Annotated in this window: 16 protein-coding genes and 1 tRNA gene; 10 read left to right on the top strand and 7 right to left on the bottom strand. The window is 63.4% G+C overall.

From position 1 onward, the window contains the following. Positions 1 to 42: 42 nt before the first annotated feature. Positions 43 to 702 carry an NUDIX hydrolase gene (locus tag EP237_RS09540; RefSeq protein ID WP_127560508.1) on the bottom strand — a complete coding sequence of 220 codons (660 nt, stop codon included), beginning with the start codon at positions 700 to 702 and terminating at the stop codon, positions 43 to 45. 530 nt (positions 703 to 1,232) lie between these two features. Here EP237_RS09540 and EP237_RS09535 point away from each other — a divergent pair. The 6 genes from EP237_RS09535 (at position 1,233) to EP237_RS23120 (ending at position 7,637) form a co-directional block, all read left to right on the top strand. After that, a complete protein-coding gene (locus EP237_RS09535; RefSeq protein ID WP_127560506.1) occupies positions 1,233 to 3,548 on the top strand; it encodes a toll/interleukin-1 receptor domain-containing protein in 2,316 nt (771 codons plus the stop codon). A gap of 125 nt (positions 3,549 to 3,673) precedes the next feature. After that, positions 3,674 to 4,297 carry an ATP-dependent Clp protease proteolytic subunit gene (locus EP237_RS09530; protein WP_127560504.1) on the top strand — a complete coding sequence of 208 codons (624 nt, stop codon included), beginning with the start codon at positions 3,674 to 3,676 and terminating at the stop codon, positions 4,295 to 4,297. A gap of 177 nt (positions 4,298 to 4,474) precedes the next feature. After that, a complete protein-coding gene (gene clpX / locus EP237_RS09525; RefSeq protein ID WP_127560502.1) occupies positions 4,475 to 5,740 on the top strand; it encodes an ATP-dependent Clp protease ATP-binding subunit ClpX in 1,266 nt (421 codons plus the stop codon). Positions 5,741 to 5,747: 7 nt separating this feature from the next. Continuing rightward, complete coding sequence (locus EP237_RS09520) at positions 5,748 to 6,242, top strand: hypothetical protein (RefSeq protein ID WP_127560500.1); 495 nt, start codon at positions 5,748 to 5,750, stop codon at positions 6,240 to 6,242. Positions 6,243 to 6,353: 111 nt separating this feature from the next. Beyond that, positions 6,354 to 7,442: a helix-turn-helix domain-containing protein gene (locus EP237_RS09515; protein ID WP_127560498.1), complete on the top strand. Its 1,089-nt coding sequence runs from the start codon at positions 6,354 to 6,356 to the stop codon at positions 7,440 to 7,442. A gap of 45 nt (positions 7,443 to 7,487) precedes the next feature. Continuing rightward, complete coding sequence (locus EP237_RS23120) at positions 7,488 to 7,637, top strand: hypothetical protein (protein WP_164744674.1); 150 nt, start codon at positions 7,488 to 7,490, stop codon at positions 7,635 to 7,637. Between the two features lie 3 nt (positions 7,638 to 7,640). Here EP237_RS23120 and EP237_RS09510 read toward each other — a convergent pair whose 3' ends face one another. Both EP237_RS09510 and EP237_RS09505 read right to left on the bottom strand, forming a co-directional pair. Continuing rightward, positions 7,641 to 8,630, bottom strand: a complete 990-nt coding sequence (locus EP237_RS09510) for a hypothetical protein (protein WP_127560496.1) — start codon at positions 8,628 to 8,630, stop codon at positions 7,641 to 7,643. 203 nt (positions 8,631 to 8,833) lie between these two features. After that, positions 8,834 to 8,918 (bottom strand) — tRNA-Tyr (locus EP237_RS09505). A gap of 144 nt (positions 8,919 to 9,062) precedes the next feature. Between EP237_RS09505 and rlmB the strand changes: the two genes are divergently transcribed. From rlmB to EP237_RS09485, 4 genes are all read left to right on the top strand, one after another. Then, positions 9,063 to 9,848 (top strand): 23S rRNA (guanosine(2251)-2'-O)-methyltransferase RlmB, encoded by a 786-nt coding sequence (rlmB, locus tag EP237_RS09500; RefSeq protein ID WP_127560494.1) that lies wholly within the window; start codon positions 9,063 to 9,065, stop codon positions 9,846 to 9,848. Next, entirely contained in the window at positions 9,849 to 10,145 is a 297-nt protein-coding gene (locus EP237_RS09495; protein ID WP_127560492.1) for a hypothetical protein, read from the top strand. A gap of 80 nt (positions 10,146 to 10,225) precedes the next feature. Beyond that, entirely contained in the window at positions 10,226 to 10,678 is a 453-nt protein-coding gene (locus tag EP237_RS09490; protein WP_127560490.1) for a YHS domain-containing (seleno)protein, read from the top strand. Positions 10,679 to 10,858: 180 nt separating this feature from the next. Beyond that, a complete protein-coding gene (locus EP237_RS09485; RefSeq protein ID WP_127560488.1) occupies positions 10,859 to 11,332 on the top strand; it encodes a CoA-binding protein in 474 nt (157 codons plus the stop codon). A gap of 104 nt (positions 11,333 to 11,436) precedes the next feature. Here the strand turns inward: EP237_RS09485 and EP237_RS09480 are convergent, their stop codons facing one another. From EP237_RS09480 to hisA, 4 genes are all read right to left on the bottom strand, one after another. Continuing rightward, positions 11,437 to 11,748, bottom strand: a complete 312-nt coding sequence (locus EP237_RS09480; protein WP_127560487.1) for a phosphoribosyl-ATP diphosphatase — start codon at positions 11,746 to 11,748, stop codon at positions 11,437 to 11,439. After that, on the bottom strand, positions 11,745 to 12,506 hold the full coding sequence (gene hisF, locus EP237_RS09475) for an imidazole glycerol phosphate synthase subunit HisF (RefSeq protein ID WP_127560485.1): 762 nt from the start codon (positions 12,504 to 12,506) through the stop codon (positions 11,745 to 11,747). Before hisF ends, EP237_RS09480 begins: the two co-directional genes overlap by 4 nt. 73 nt (positions 12,507 to 12,579) lie before the next feature. Beyond that, positions 12,580 to 13,962 carry a Hint domain-containing protein gene (locus EP237_RS09470; protein ID WP_127560483.1) on the bottom strand — a complete coding sequence of 461 codons (1,383 nt, stop codon included), beginning with the start codon at positions 13,960 to 13,962 and terminating at the stop codon, positions 12,580 to 12,582. 95 nt (positions 13,963 to 14,057) lie between these two features. Further along, positions 14,058 to 14,780 (bottom strand): 1-(5-phosphoribosyl)-5-[(5-phosphoribosylamino)methylideneamino]imidazole-4-carboxamide isomerase, encoded by a 723-nt coding sequence (gene hisA / locus EP237_RS09465; protein ID WP_127560481.1) that lies wholly within the window; start codon positions 14,778 to 14,780, stop codon positions 14,058 to 14,060. Positions 14,781 to 14,886: the final 106 nt, after the last annotated feature.

Raw genomic sequence — 14,886 nt, 5'->3', positions numbered from 1 at the left:
GCGCTTTATTCGGCCCCGGTGCGACGCTCCGGGGCCATTTTTTCAGAAATCGACCGAATAGAGCGCGGCGGGCCGGTGGCGTCCGCCCGAGGTCTTTTCCTTCAGGTCGACAAGATCCCAGTTCGCGGCAATCCACTTGCGGAAATTGCGCTTGTCCAGCGGTTCGCCCTTCAGGGTTTCGAACACTGCCTGCGCCTGCGCCAGGGTGAATTTCTGCGGCAGGAACTGGAAGGCCGACTTGGCGGTTTCGGTCACGCGATTTGTCACCTTGTCGGCCAGCCTTGCGCGGGCATCGGCGAGGATCGTGGCGTGGTCGAAGGCCAGCGCGGGCAGTTCGTCCATGTCGAACCATTGCGCATCGGCGGCGTCGGTGGCAGCGGCCAGAACCATCTGGTCGGACGGCACCAGCGCCATGAACGCCACGGTGATCACCCTTTCACGCGGGTCACGGTCGGGCGCGCCATAGGCGCCGAGCTGTTCCAGTGGCACGCCGGACACGCCGGTTTCTTCCTCCAGCTCTCGGGCGGCGCCGACCGCGAGATCTTCGTCCATCTTGATGAAGCCGCCGGGGATGGCCCAACTGTCCTTGAATGGGTCAATCAGACGCTGAATCAGCAAAACCTTCAACGTGCCTTCGCGGATCGAGAAAATGCAGATGTCCGCCGTGACCGCCGGATGCGGATATTCGTAAGTATAACTCATGCCTGCCCGTTTGCCGGTCTGATCCCGGCCCTTTCAAAATGGTAACCCGTCCCGGGGCTGAATGGATGGTGTAAAGTTCACACACTATCTGGGTCCCGTCAAGTAAATTGGCCGGCCCCCTGGGACAGAAGGGGCCGGCCGGACGATCCAGTTCATGGGGACAGGGATAGGACGGATCGTCTTGAGGAATAAGAAAAGGGAGAGGGAGGAAAAGGTCTTCGAGAGAGGTCTTAATCTGGTCTTTCGTATGGTAGGTTTGAGTGGTGATGTGTTGGTGTCAGTTCGTATTGTCGTTATGACACTAACTTATCGTGTTGTAAATACACTTATTTGACTTTTCGGGCTGATTTTTGCCCCGCCATAGGTAAGCACTTGATGATGAAGGGAATATTTTCCGGCGTCGCGCAGGGGAGTCTGCGGGGCAAGCGCTCGAAAGGCCGGGTTTGGCCGCTTTTTCGCACAGAATCACAGATGCTTCTCGCCTCTGCGGGGGTGGATTTTTTGCCTCTGGCAGGGCTTGATGGGACCACATGACCCAACGTTCGCGAATCTTCATTTCCTATTCTCACAAGGACAGGGATCGGGCAGATTTCCTGTGGGAAGAGCTGCGGTCGCGCGGGCATGACGTCTTCATCGACCGCGAAGGCATTTTCGAGACCGAGCATATCACCGCCCGCATCCGCGACATGATGCAGGGCTCTGACGTTGTGGTGCTGGTTCTGGGGCCGAACTGGATCACCTCGCCTGCCTGCCGGATGGAGATGCAGTTCGCGCTGGAACTGAACAAGCGCATGGTCCCCGCCGCTTTCGAGGATGTGGGGCCGGACCTGCCGCCGGAAATCCGGGAAATCAACTATGTCCGCTTCTACGGCGAGGACGGGGAATGGTCGCAGGCCATCGAGCGGCTGGATTCCGCGCTCGACCGCGATATCGAATGGATCCGCGACCACACGCGCTTCGGCGAACAGGCGGCGCGGTTCCTAGGCGGGGTGGGGGCCCCACCGCGCGGGGCCGAATTGCGTGCCATGCGCCGCTGGATCGAGCGCCATCCACGCGGCGCGCCGGGGCCGACGCGCGATCACTGGCGCTATTTCAAGGCCGGGATGTCTCGGCGCAAATGGTTCCAGATCGGCAGCGCCGTGGCCACCACCGTTGCCATCTGTGCGGCACTTGTCGGGGGCTATTTCTGGGTGAGCAACCAGCAATGCGAGGAATTGCGGTCGCGGGCCAGGGAAGCGCAGACGCTCGACCCGGTGCTCGCGATCCAGAATATCCTGCCGCTCATTGATTTCAGCTTTTGCCGCGCGCCCGATGCCTGGCTGGAGGTTCTGGAAACGCTCGGCCAGACGATCCAGGGCCAACGCCTGCGCGCCACGGTGACCTTGCCGGATGCGCCTGCCCATTTCGTGGAGTTCCTGCCGGGGTCGGGCCATGTGGTGACGGTGTCGTCCGACGGCTCTGGCGCGGTGTTCGACCCAGACACCGGTGCCGTTATCGAAGGCGAGCTTGCGATGCCCGCCGCCGGAATGGCGCCGCGAATCCTGTATGACCGGGGCCGGTTCCTGCTGATCCGCGACAGCCGTGTGACGGTATGGGACCCCCGTGAAGGGGAAGTCTCGGGCCTTCCCTATCAGGGCGCAGAGCGTGTGCTGTCGGCGGCGCTGTCACCCGGCGGAGATACGCTGGTCGTGGCGAGCGCATCGAACGAGCTGCATTTCCATTCCCTGATCTCGGGCCGCGCCCTGCGCGACCCGCTCAGCCTAGGCGATGACGTGACGGCGCTGGCCTTCGTGCCCGGCAGCGCCCGGCTGATCGCGTCCGTTGGCGATGAAGTGCGGGTGATCGACCTTGTTCCGGCGCTGAACGGGCGGGCCATGGGGCTGATTCACAGGCTGCGCATGCCCGGGCTGGTCGTGGCGATGGATGTCTCTGCCGATGGCAGCACCGTCGCCGCCGCCACCGGCAATATCGCCGGGGTCTGGGACTTGACGACGTTTGACGCGATCCTGCCGCCGAGCGCGCTGTATCTTGATGGGGTGGATATCCTCGGGCTTGGGCTGTCGCCCGATGGCCTGCGGATGGCCGTGGGGGCGTCCGACAACCGGGCGCGCATTCATGACGTGCCGACGGGCAAAAGCCTGATCACCCTTCTGGGCCATCGCAGCCCGGTCCATGACGTGCATTTCTCGCCGCAGGGCAATGCTGTCATGACCCATGACGAGGCCGGGGTGATGCGGTTCTTTGACGTGTCCACCGGCCATTCCGTGCCCTCGATCTCGGACGCGATGACCGAGGCGGTGGTGTCCACCTCCGATGCCGGGCGCAATGCGGCGGCGATGGAGCTGATGGCGACGGGAATGCGGGTCAACATCCTGCCCAATCAGCCCGACGTGCTGCGCCTGACCCATGTGGCCGAGGACGCACCGCCCTTTTATAACGAGCGGCTCGCCCATGACGGGTTCGTGACCTCGATGGCGCTCAGCCCGGATGAGCGCCTGCTGGTCACCGGCGCGGATGATGGGCAGGTCTATGTCTGGGATGCACAGACCGGCTTGCCGCTCTATACCTTCGCCCATGCCCGCGACGGGCTGGTCACTTATGTGGCCGCCGATTTCACCCCCTCGGGCGATCACATCATCTCGTGGGACAGCAATGGCGAACAGAGAGTCTGGGCAATCCAGCCGCTGACGGGTGACCTGTTCCAGACCGCCTGCCGCCTGCTGCCCTTTGAAAACGGCGTGCGGGATGTGGCCGGGCTGATCGGTGATATCGCCACGCGCGATCCGTGCGAAGATGTGGTGTTGCTGCCACGTTGGGGGGCCACCATGTGGATGGCCAGCCGGTGACGGGCCGACGCCGTCCTTGAAAAGCGCCCGCGCGGGGGTATTTCGTGATCCACCCCCCCTTGCAGTCCCCATGGGGCGGCCATAACCTTCCGACAAAGCATGTACCCTTACCTGAGGCAGGCCCGATGAAAGACCCCAATGACGTTTACATGAACACGCTGGTTCCCATGGTGGTCGAACAGACCAGCCGGGGCGAGCGCGCCTATGACATCTTTTCGCGCCTGCTGAAGGAGCGGATCATCTTCCTGTCGGGCCCGGTGCATGATGGCATGTCCAGCCTCATCGTGGCGCAGCTGCTGCACCTTGAGGCGGAGAACCCGTCCAAGGAAATCTCCATGTATATCAACAGCCCCGGCGGTGTCGTGACCTCTGGCCTGTCGATCTATGACACGATGCAATACATCAAGCCCAAGGTCTCGACCCTCGTGGTGGGGCAGGCGGCGTCCATGGGCTCGCTGCTGCTGACGGCGGGCGAACCCGGCATGCGCTTTTCGCTGCCCAATTCCCGCATCATGGTGCACCAGCCCTCCGGCGGCTATCAGGGCCAGGCAACGGATATCATGATCCACGCCCAGGAAACCCAGAAGCTGAAAGATCGCCTTAACCAGATCTACGTCAAACATACCGGGCAAAAGCTGGAATCGGTGGTCGACGCGCTGGAACGCGACAATTTCATGGATGCCCAACAGGCCAAGGACTGGGGCCTGATCGACGAGATCGTCGAAAACCGCGGTGCGGCCGAGGCTTGAAAATAAGGTGTCCGCGCAGGGCAGGGGCCTTGCGCGGGCGCGTTGGTTTTGGGGGCGACCCGAGGCCATTTTGACATTGTGGACCGGTTTGGGCTGCTTTAGGCTTGCGCGAACGGAGCCGAGTTTCAGGGCGAACGCCCTTCGGCACAGCGCGAAAACCCGTTGAGGTAGGACGATATGGCGAATTCATCCGGCAACGACACCAAGAACACGCTCTATTGCAGCTTTTGCGGCAAGAGCCAGCACGAGGTGCGCAAGCTGATTGCCGGGCCGACTGTATTCATCTGCGATGAATGCGTCGAACTGTGCATGGACATCATCCGCGAGGAAACGAAATCCGCCGGGCTGAAATCCTCCGACGGGGTGCCGTCCCCGCGTGAAATCTGCGAGGTGCTGGACGATTACGTGATCGGACAGATGCATGCCAAGCGGGTGCTTTCGGTGGCTGTTCACAACCATTACAAGCGCCTGAACAACTCCGGCAAATCGGATATCGAACTGGCGAAGTCCAACATCCTGCTAATCGGCCCCACCGGCTGCGGCAAGACGCTGCTGGCGCAGACGCTGGCGCGCATTCTGGATGTGCCGTTTACCATGGCCGACGCCACCACCCTGACCGAAGCCGGTTACGTGGGCGAGGACGTGGAAAACATCATCCTGAAGCTTCTGCAGGCCAGCGAATACAATGTCGACCGGGCGCAGCGCGGCATCGTCTATATCGACGAGGTCGACAAGATCACCCGCAAGTCCGACAACCCCTCGATCACCCGCGACGTGTCAGGCGAGGGCGTGCAGCAGGCACTGCTGAAGATCATGGAAGGCACCGTGGCCTCCGTTCCGCCGCAGGGCGGGCGCAAGCATCCGCAGCAGGAATTCCTGCAGGTGGACACCACCAACATCCTGTTCATCTGCGGCGGTGCGTTTGCCGGGCTGGACAAGATCATCGCGCAGCGCGGCAAGGGCAGCGCCATGGGCTTCGGCGCCGATGTACGCGACGACAGCAACAAGACCGTTGGCGAGTATTTCAAGGATCTCGAACCGGAGGATCTGCTGAAATTCGGCCTGATTCCGGAATTTGTCGGTCGTCTGCCCGTCATCGCGACGCTGGAAGATCTGGACGAGGACGCGCTTGTCACCATCCTGACCCAGCCCAAGAACGCGCTGGTCAAGCAGTATCAGCGGCTCTTTGAACTGGAAGACGCCAAGCTGAAATTCACCGATGACGCCCTGTCAGCCATCGCCAAGCGCGCGATCGCCCGCAAGACCGGCGCGCGCGGCCTGCGCTCGATCATGGAGGACATCCTGCTGGATACCATGTTCGACCTGCCCGGCACCGAAGGCGTCGAGGAAGTGGTTGTCAACGAAGAGGCGGTGTCCTCCGATGCGCAGCCCCTGCTGATCTACACGGAGCGCAAGAAGGAAGAGCCCGCCACCGCGGGCTGATCCCGGCATGTCCGATCAACGCAAAGCAAGCCCGCGGGAGATGATCCTTGGCGGGCTTGTTCTTTTCGGGCTGGTCGTTGTTTTCGGTGGAGTCTTCCTGCTGATGTCCGCCCGGTCAGAGGACCGCGCCCTGCGTGCCGCCTTCGAAGAGCGTTTGGGCCGCGCCCCGATGGTGCAGCTCGGCACCTACGGCCGGTCGAACAGCCCCTGCCAATGGCATGCCGCACGGTTGACCGACCCCACCCCGGAGCCGCCCGTGCTCGGCTACGTGGCCCGGAACCTGACCGACTGGCAGGCCACGCCCGTTGCGCCTGCGGGGGCCCTTCAACGCTGCGAAGAGGCATGGGCCGGAACAGACACCGGCGCCCGGTTGCGCGCCGCACTCGATGCGCCGGGGGCCTTCGTGGCGAGCCACGTCTTCGACAGCGGGTCCAGCCAGTCGGCAATTTACCTCCCGGCCACGGGGGAGATCATTCTCGTGCGCGCCACGTCCGGGTCCTGATCGTCCGAGGCCGGTTGATTTCCGAAATCCGTGCGGTTCTTCGGAATCGACGGGCATTGCGCGGGCAACCGACCTATCTAGGGTCCACGTTTCCGCGACCCGAGGCTTGCCATGATCCTGCTCGACATTTCCATCCGCGCCGCCGCCATCGCTCTGGCTTTGCTCAGTGCGACCGCGTTGATGATCGTGCCCCAGACACGTCCCGTGGGTCGGCCCGTCACAGCGCTGGCGCTGACCATGGCGGGCTATGCGCTGCTGTCGAGCCTCGCCGCGCCGGGCTTTCCCCCGGCGATCATCCCGGTGCTGCTGGTGGCCGCGATCTTCGTGCCACTGGCGGTCTGCTGGCTGGTGGTGACGCTCTTCCTCGACGATCCGCGCGACCGGCTGCCGTGGCTTGTGGCGGCAGGGATCGCGGTGGCGCTGGCCATCGCCAGCATCTGGGTGCCTGGGCTGGAGGTGGGCCGGGGCCTTGTGATGCTGGCCTTCTTCGTGGCGCTTCTTGGCATGGCGATCCGCACCGCCAAGGAGGATCTGGTGGAAGACCGTTTGAAATTCCGCCCTGCCTTTCTGTCGGCCATCGCCATTCTGGGCGTGTCGATATCCTCGACCGAGCTGATCTTCGGCTATCGGTCTGTGCCCGACGCAATGACGCTGGCGCAAGGGCTGGCCTTCTTCGCGCTTGCCTTCGCCTATGCGCTGTGGGTGTTGAAGCCCGAACCCAAGGCCTGCATCTGCTTCACCGACCCGGTGAAGCCCGCAGCACAAGTGGACCGACGGGCCGAAGCCGTGGACGGGTCTGTGGTGTCGGCGTTGAAGGTGGCGCTGGACTCTGGCATCTGGCGGCGCGAGGGGCTGACCATCGCGGCACTCGGGGCCGAGATCGGGGTGCCGGAACATCGGCTGCGCGCGGTCATCAACCGGCGGCTTGGCTTCCGCAACTTTCCGACCTTCATCAACAGCTACCGGATTGCCGCCGCCAAGCAGGTGCTGACCGATCCCGGCGAGGCACGGCGCACGATCCTGGAGATTGCCTATGATGTGGGCTTTGCCTCGCTCGGGCCGTTCAACAAGGCGTTCCGCGACCAGACCGGGGAAAGCCCGTCGGAGTTCCGCCGCCGGGCACTTGATTCCGGTCAACCTCTCGCTGGTTTTGAAAAATCCCCATCGCTTCCGGAATCAGAGCGATTGAGGCCGCATTGACGCCCATCTGGGGGTCATCACGTTTCATCCAAAGGAGACATACCGATGACCCGCCTGACCCTCGCTGCCCTGATCACCATTGCATCCGTTGCCATGGCCAGCGCGCAGACCATTCCCTTTTTCCCGACGCATTGGCCACAGCCGGGCAGCTTTGATGGCCCGACCGTTGTCACCCAGGACGACCGGGGCAACTGACCTCTAGCGCAGCCAGAGCTTCTCGCGCTTCAATTGATTGCGGATGGCTTGCTCCCGCCGGGGCAGGTTGTCCCGATCAAAGAGCGCCCGGGCCTTGGCACCCTTGCCCTGATAGATCATGCGCTTCATCGGCTCGTAGCCTTTGAGCACCTTCTTGACCCAGTTGGGCGCGGCAACTTCCTCCAGCACATCCACCACGCGTTGCTCTTCGCGGGCGTAAAGCAGCGGCAGGAAGCGATAGTGACAGCTCGTGCGCCCATCCAGCCAGCCCGGTTCCAGCGCATCCCGCCCGCCGCCAAGGGAATGGATCACCAAGGGCAGGGCGACCTGATCGAGCCAGGGGTCCATGGTCTGGCAGATGATCTCCTCGGGCGGGTCATTGCGGATCGCGGTGGCGTAGTCGAGGAAGCGCGCACCGAACTCGTGCGGGCATTTATAGTAGAAGAACCCGGCGTTGAAATATAGATAGCGGCGCCAGTATTCGTCGGGTTGCGTCAGGTCGAGCGAGCTTTCGAAGTCCAGCCCGAACCTGTCGTAAAGCGATTTCCAAATGGCGGTGTAGCCGGGGCCATACAGCTCGATCTGCGGCCATGTCCCTTCCACCTTCAGGCTGGCAGAGGGGCGGTCGAAATCGAAGGGCACCTTGGTCAGATCGTCGAGGATCAGCGTATCGGTGTCGAAGAAGACGAAAGGTTCCCCTTTGGGCAGGGCCGAGAGCATCTCGATCTTGTTGCCATAGGGATAGTCCTTGCCGAAATGGATGCTCTCGAAAGGCAGGATCTCGGTCTTCAGCCGGTCCAGCAGCTCTTTCACCCCCGCATCGCCCATGCGCGGATCGCCCTGCCAGAGAGGGCCGGGCTGCGGTTCTGCGATAAAGAGGCGGCCGGGGAAATTCGGGTTGGCGGCGCGAAAGCTGGCAGCAAAAAGCGCCGCTTCGTATTGCAGGCGGCCGTTCTGGCCCACCACAACCACGTTGAACATGTTCCTGGGCATACTGCTCGGCACCACCACTTGTTGATTGGCTGCAGTCTAGCGTCAGAGACCGGGCTGAACCAGCCTTGCAATCGGGCTTTTCCCGTCTTCATTGCGTTGCAAACCGGTCGGGTGGACAGCAGGCTGCCGGACGGGCAACGATCTGCTCGGCACTTTCTATGGCGCTCCGATGGTATAGATTCTTTGGTGAGCAGGAGGGGGAATGGTGGGCGACCCTGGAATCGAACCAGGCATGGGTGTTCCCCGGCGGAGTTACAGTCCGCTGCCGCACCTTGCAGCACGTCGCCCTTGCTTTCGGTTCTTCAACCGAACGCCGGGTGGGGATAATCTGCCCGGTCAGGGGCGTCAAGATGAAAATCGGCCAAAAACCGGACTTGCCTTTGCATCCTCCGGAGGCGTAGCTGCCCTGCAAGTCATGAAGGAGACCGGACCGTGAAGAAACCGACATGGGTGATCGAGAAGGAACGCGCCAAGCGGGCCTCTGCGGCGGAAACCGTCTGGCTGTTCGGGCTGCACGCGGTGCGTGATGCGCTGATGAATCCGGCGCGCGAAAAGCTGCGGCTGGTGGTGACGAAGAATGCCGCCGACCGTCTGGCCGATGCGATTCCCGGTGCGGGGCTGGAGCCAGAGATTGCCGATCCGCGCAAGTTTCCGGTGCCGCTCGATCCCGGATCGGTGCATCAGGGGGCAGCGCTGGAGGTGAAGGCGCTGGATTGGGGACATCTGGCCGATCTGTGCGAACCGGGGCAGGCTTCGCCGCGTCTGATGTTGCTCGATCGGGTCACCGATCCGCACAATGTGGGTGCGATCCTGCGGTCGGCCGAGGTGTTCGGCGCGCGGGCCGTCATCGCCCCGCATCGCCATTCTGCGCCCGAAACCGGGGCCTTGGCCAAGACCGCCTCGGGCGCGCTGGAGCGCCAGCCCTATCTGCGGGTGAAGAACCTTGGCGACGCCATGCAGGAGCTGCAGAAGATGGGCTACACGCTGGTCGGGCTGGCGGGCGAGGGGGACGAGGTCATCGACGATCTGGCCCCCGATCTGGCGGGCCATCCCGTGGCCTTGGTCCTTGGGGCCGAGGGACCGGGCCTGCGCGCGCGCACACGCGAATTGTGCGACCATCTGGTGCGGATTCCCTTCGCGGGCGAATTTGGCTCTCTCAACGTCTCGAATGCGGCGGCTGTGTCCCTATATGCAATGACACGCAACGCGGAGAGCTGAATGACCACCAAGATCGCCACATGCTGTTACTGCGGCACCAGAACGATGCTGCGGCTGACGGCCCGCGGCGGGCATGAACTGGCCTGCGGCAATTGCGGGGCGCCATTGCATGAAATGAAGGCCCTGCGCGAAGATCGCCAGCGTCAGCCAAAGTGCGCAGCCCCTGCGCCCGCCGCCTATCGCGATCATGACAGGCCCTACAGGGGCAAGAAGAAAAAGAAGCCCAAGCGGCGCAAATCGATGTGGTCTGAGATGCTGGAAGAAGCGTTCGACTTCGTTGAGGACATCTTCGACTGACATTCGATCACAGTTGTGTCAGGGGGCTTTTCTGCGGGTCTCCAAAGGCCGATCTTGTGGGTGACACGAAGGAGACGCCCATGATCCGCCGCCGGTCCGCCCTTGCCCTTCTGGCCGCCGCCCCCTTGTCGCTGCATGTCGGTGCGGCACTCGCCTCGTCGGCGCCAGTCTTTGCCAGTGGTGGGGTCGCCATCAATGGCACCGATCCGGTGGCCTATTTTGACGAGGGCCGGCCAGTCGCCGGCGCGCAGGGGATCGCGGCGGATTGGAACGGGGCGCGATGGCTGTTCTCATCACAGGCCAACCGCGACCGCTTCTCCGCGGATCCCGAGGCGTTCGCCCCGGCCTATGGCGGCTATTGTGCCTGGGCAGCGTCTCGCGGCTATGTTGCGGACACGGTGCCCGAGGCCTGGACGATCCATGCGGGGCGGCTGTTCCTGAATGCGTCTCTCCGCATCCGGCGTCGGTGGGAACGCGACATTCCGGGCAATGTTGCGTTGGCGGATGCGAACTGGCCTGCAATCCTCGGGTAACCGCCGGTTTCAATCACTTTTTCGTTCCACCCCTTTAAATGCGCCCGGAAGTTGCTAAATTACAACGTATGGCGCACGGTTCGGAACACCGAAGCGCCCATCACTGTCCCTCGTTCCGCACTTGGCGCCTGTAGCGAAATCCCGCTGCAGGCGCCTTTTTCTTGTGCTAGGGCTGCGCCCATGACAACGAATCCTTCCGATGATCTTTTGCGCAAGATCCTGCGCAGCACCAAATCCATCGCCTGCGTGGGCGTGTCGCCCAACCCGGTGCGGCCGTCGCATTACGTGGGGCGCTACCTGAAGCTGAAAGGCTTCAGGGTGATCCCGGTGAACCCGGGTCATGCGGGAAGCACCCTGTTCGGGGCGACGGTGGTGGGGTCCCTGTCCGAGATCGAGGGGCCCGTCGACATGGTCGATATCTTCCGCCGGTCGGACTCCGTTCCGCCGATTGTCGATGAGGCGCTGGACCGGTTTCCGGGCCTCAAGACCATCTGGATGCAGATCGGGGTCGAGCATGCGGAAGCCGCGGCAAAGGCCGAGGCGCGGGGGGTGCAGGTGATCCAGAACCGCTGCCCGAAGATCGAGTATCAGCGCCTGTTCGGCGAGCTGCGGATGGGTGGGTTCAACACCGGGATCATCAGTTCGAAGCTTTGAGAAACGCGCGTGAAGGCGTTTCGAAACGCCTTGAAAAAAGGGCCTTGCAAGGCCCTTCAAGACGCGGTTTCGAAACCGCGTGACAAAAGCCGTTTCGAAACGGCTTACCCGCGCCCCGCCTTTTCGTCGAGGCCCGAGATCCCTTCGCGCCGTTCCAGTTCCGCCAGCACATCCGCCAGCGCAACGTCACGCGCCGCCAGCATCACCAGCAGGTGATAGAGCACATCAGCGGCCTCCGAGGTCAGCCGCGCCCGGTCGCCCTTCACGGCCTCGATGATGGCCTCCACCGCCTCTTCCCCGAATTTCTCGGCACATTTCTCCGGCCCCTTGGCCAGCAGTTTCGCGGTCCAGGAGCTGTCGGGATCGGCCCCTTTGCGGGCGTCGATCGTGGCGGCAAGACGGGCAAGCGTGGTCATGAGAGCCTCACGGGGATACCGGCGGCGGCCATATGGGCCTTGGCCTCGGCAATGGTGTAGTCGCCGAAATGGAAGATCGAGGCGGCCAGAACGGCGGAAGCCCCGCCCTCCGTCACACCTTCGACAAGGTGGTCAAGATTGCCGACGCCCCCCGACGCGATCACCGGCACCGGCACCGCATCGGAAATCGCGCGTGTCAAAGGCAGGTTGAACCCCGCCCGCGTGCCGTCGCGGTCCATCGAGGTCAGTAGGATCTCGCCCGCGCCCTTGGCGACGACCGTGCGCGCGAATTCCACCGCGTCAATACCCGTGGCCTTGCGCCCGCCATGGGTGAAGATCTCCCACTTGCCGGGGGAAACGGTCTTGGCGTCGATGGCCACGACGATGCACTGACTGCCGAACTTGTCGGCCGCGCGCGCCACCACGTCAGGGTCGGCCACGGCGGCGGAGTTGAAGCTGACCTTGTCGGCCCCCGCCAGCAGCAGGTTCCTCACATCCTCGACCGTGCGCACACCGCCGCCAATGGTCAGCGGCATGAAGCACTGTTCCGCCGTGCGCGTGGCGAGGTCATACATGGTGCCGCGATTTTCGTGGGTCGCGTGGATGTCGAGGAAGCAGAGCTCATCCGCCCCTGCCGCATCATAGGCGCGCGCCGATTCCACCGGGTCGCCCGCGTCGATCAGGTCCACGAAATTGACCCCCTTGACCACACGCCCGTCGGCCACGTCGAGGCAGGGGATGATGCGGGTTTTCAGCATGTCTCAGGTCCGGATGAGGGGTGTTGCGCATGTCTTAGGCGGCGCGGCTGCGGAATGCAAACCCCGCTACGCCCTAGGCATAGGCACGGCCTTCCTGAACGGTGAGCGAGGGCCGGGCAAGGGGGCCGAAGCCACGCCCGAGCCAGCCCAGATCGGGGAAGAGCGACAGCAGTTCCTGCCGCGCGTCCGGGGCCAGATCGGATTTGTCCAGTTCGCCCGCATGCAGGCTTTCGGTTGCCGTACCGTTTGCCGCAATGACGTGATGCCCATCCAGAAGCAGGTGCAAGTACTCGACCCCTGTGGATGTCGTTGCGGGGCGGATCATCCTGTCGTTGATCAGTGACTTGGCAGGGACCAGAACCTCCGACGAGCCATGCAGCAGCTCGGCTTTCCAGCCGTCGATCAGGATGCGGTGCTGTGGTGAAACGATCAGGTCGCGATCCGGCACCCCCGGGGCAATGGCGCCCTTGCGGATCCGAATGGGCTGCAAATGCGGGCACTGGGCCAGCTGCTCGGCGGAGATCCGGGTCTTGCTCAGCCAGCGCAGCGGTTGCGGGCCAGCATCGCGGGTCAGGATCATGTCGCCCGGCACCAGGGTCGAGATCTCGCGCGGCCCCGCGACCGTATCGACAAGGGTGCCGGGGGTGAAGCACAGGATCAGCCCGTCCTCGAATGTGACCACACCGATGCTTTCGTCGATATGGTTCATCTCTGAATCGGCCGATTGCTCCTCTTCCACGAAGAGGCCGACGGTGCTGCCCGTCTGGCCGTCGATCATGACCGTGGCGGTGTTGCCGCCGTTGATCGTCTGGGTCTCGGCGACAACGACGCCCTGGGTGAAGGTATCGCCCAGGCTCAGCGTGTGTGTGGTGTGATCGACCCCATCAAAGACGGACGCCGTGCCGCTGCTGGCATCGCCACCGGACTGAATGGCGATGTAGCCCACCGTTTCCGCGGCATGAATGCCATCCTGGCCTTCCTCTTCCTGAAGCCGCACGTCAAAGCCGGACACGGTGACGTTGAGCGGATCGCTGTCCACCGTCGTCGTGTCATTTTCAGACATGACCGAGGTCAGAATGACAGGCGGATCGGTAAAACCGCCCGCGAGGCTGACGGAACTGGTGGCATGGGTGGCGCTTGTCGTTCCTGCCTCGATCACCCGGCCATCGGACAGGGTGTGGACCCCTTCCTCGACGGCAATCCAGTTGATCGTTTCCGTCGCAGGATGCGGGCCGTCCAGATATTCCCATTCCTCGATGATGAAGGTGAACGAGGTCGCATTGCCATCGGTGTCATAGCTGATGTCCGTGACACGCAGGGTGAAGGGATGCCCGCCATTGCTGGTGGCGCTGAGCGCGATGACCGGATCGGTCAGCGGTTCATCGAAGGTGATGGTGATCGGGTCGTTCTCGCCCGGCGAATTCGTGGTGATACTGCCCGCTTGCCCGATGGCCATGGCCGAAATTGCCCCATACCGCTCAAAGATACCCCGCTGTGATCAGCGGGTTTTTCGCAAAACTAGGGGCAAATCTGGGCGAAAATGCGGCGGGATTAGCCCTTCAATACAGTAAGTGCCTCGGCCAGATCCAGTGCCCCGTCATAGAGCGCCCGGCCAGAGATCGCCCCGTTGAGCGGCGCGCCGCAGGATTTGAGCGCCCGCAGGTCATCCAGCGAGGACACCCCGCCCGAGGCGATGACGGGGATCGACACGGCATGGGCCAGCGCCGCCGTTTCTTCGATATTGGGGCCCTGCATGGCCCCGTCGCGGTTGATATCGGTGTAGATTATGGCGGCAACGCCCGCATCCTCGAAGCTGCGCGCAAGGTCGGTGGCGGTCACATTGGTTTCCTCGGCCCATCCCTTGGTGGCGACCATACCCTTGCGCGCGTCGATGCCGACGGCGACCTTGCCGGGGAAGGCGCGGGCTGCTTCGCGCACCAGATCGGGATTTTCGACCGCGACCGTGCCCAGGATCACCCGGGCGATGCCCTTCTCGATCCACATGGCGATGGTCTCCATGTCGCGGATGCCGCCGCCAAGCTGCGCGGGGACCGAGGTCTCCGCCAGGATCGCCTCGACCGCTGCGCCGTTTACCGGCTCGCCCGCGAAGGCGCCGTTCAGATCCACCAGATGCAGCCACTCGCATCCCGCCGCCTCAAACGCCTTGGCCTGTTCCGCCGGTCGGTCATGGAAGACCGTCGCCTTCTCCATCTCGCCCTTGTAAAGCCGCACGGCCTGTCCGTCCTTGAGGTCGATGGCGGGGTAGAGGATCATGAGAGCGGCCTTTCACGAGGGCAAGTGTCGGCGCCCTTTTGCCGGAAGCCGCAGCGCTTGCCAAGGCAACCCAACGTCAGCCTTGCCAGAATGCCGCAGCCCCGGT

It is taken from the genome of Nioella ostreopsis (assembly GCF_004000255.1).
Classification (GTDB): Bacteria; Pseudomonadota; Alphaproteobacteria; order Rhodobacterales; family Rhodobacteraceae; genus Nioella; species Nioella ostreopsis.
Note: the sequence above shows the minus strand (reverse complement) of the source record. Positions and strands in the feature narration are given on the sequence as shown.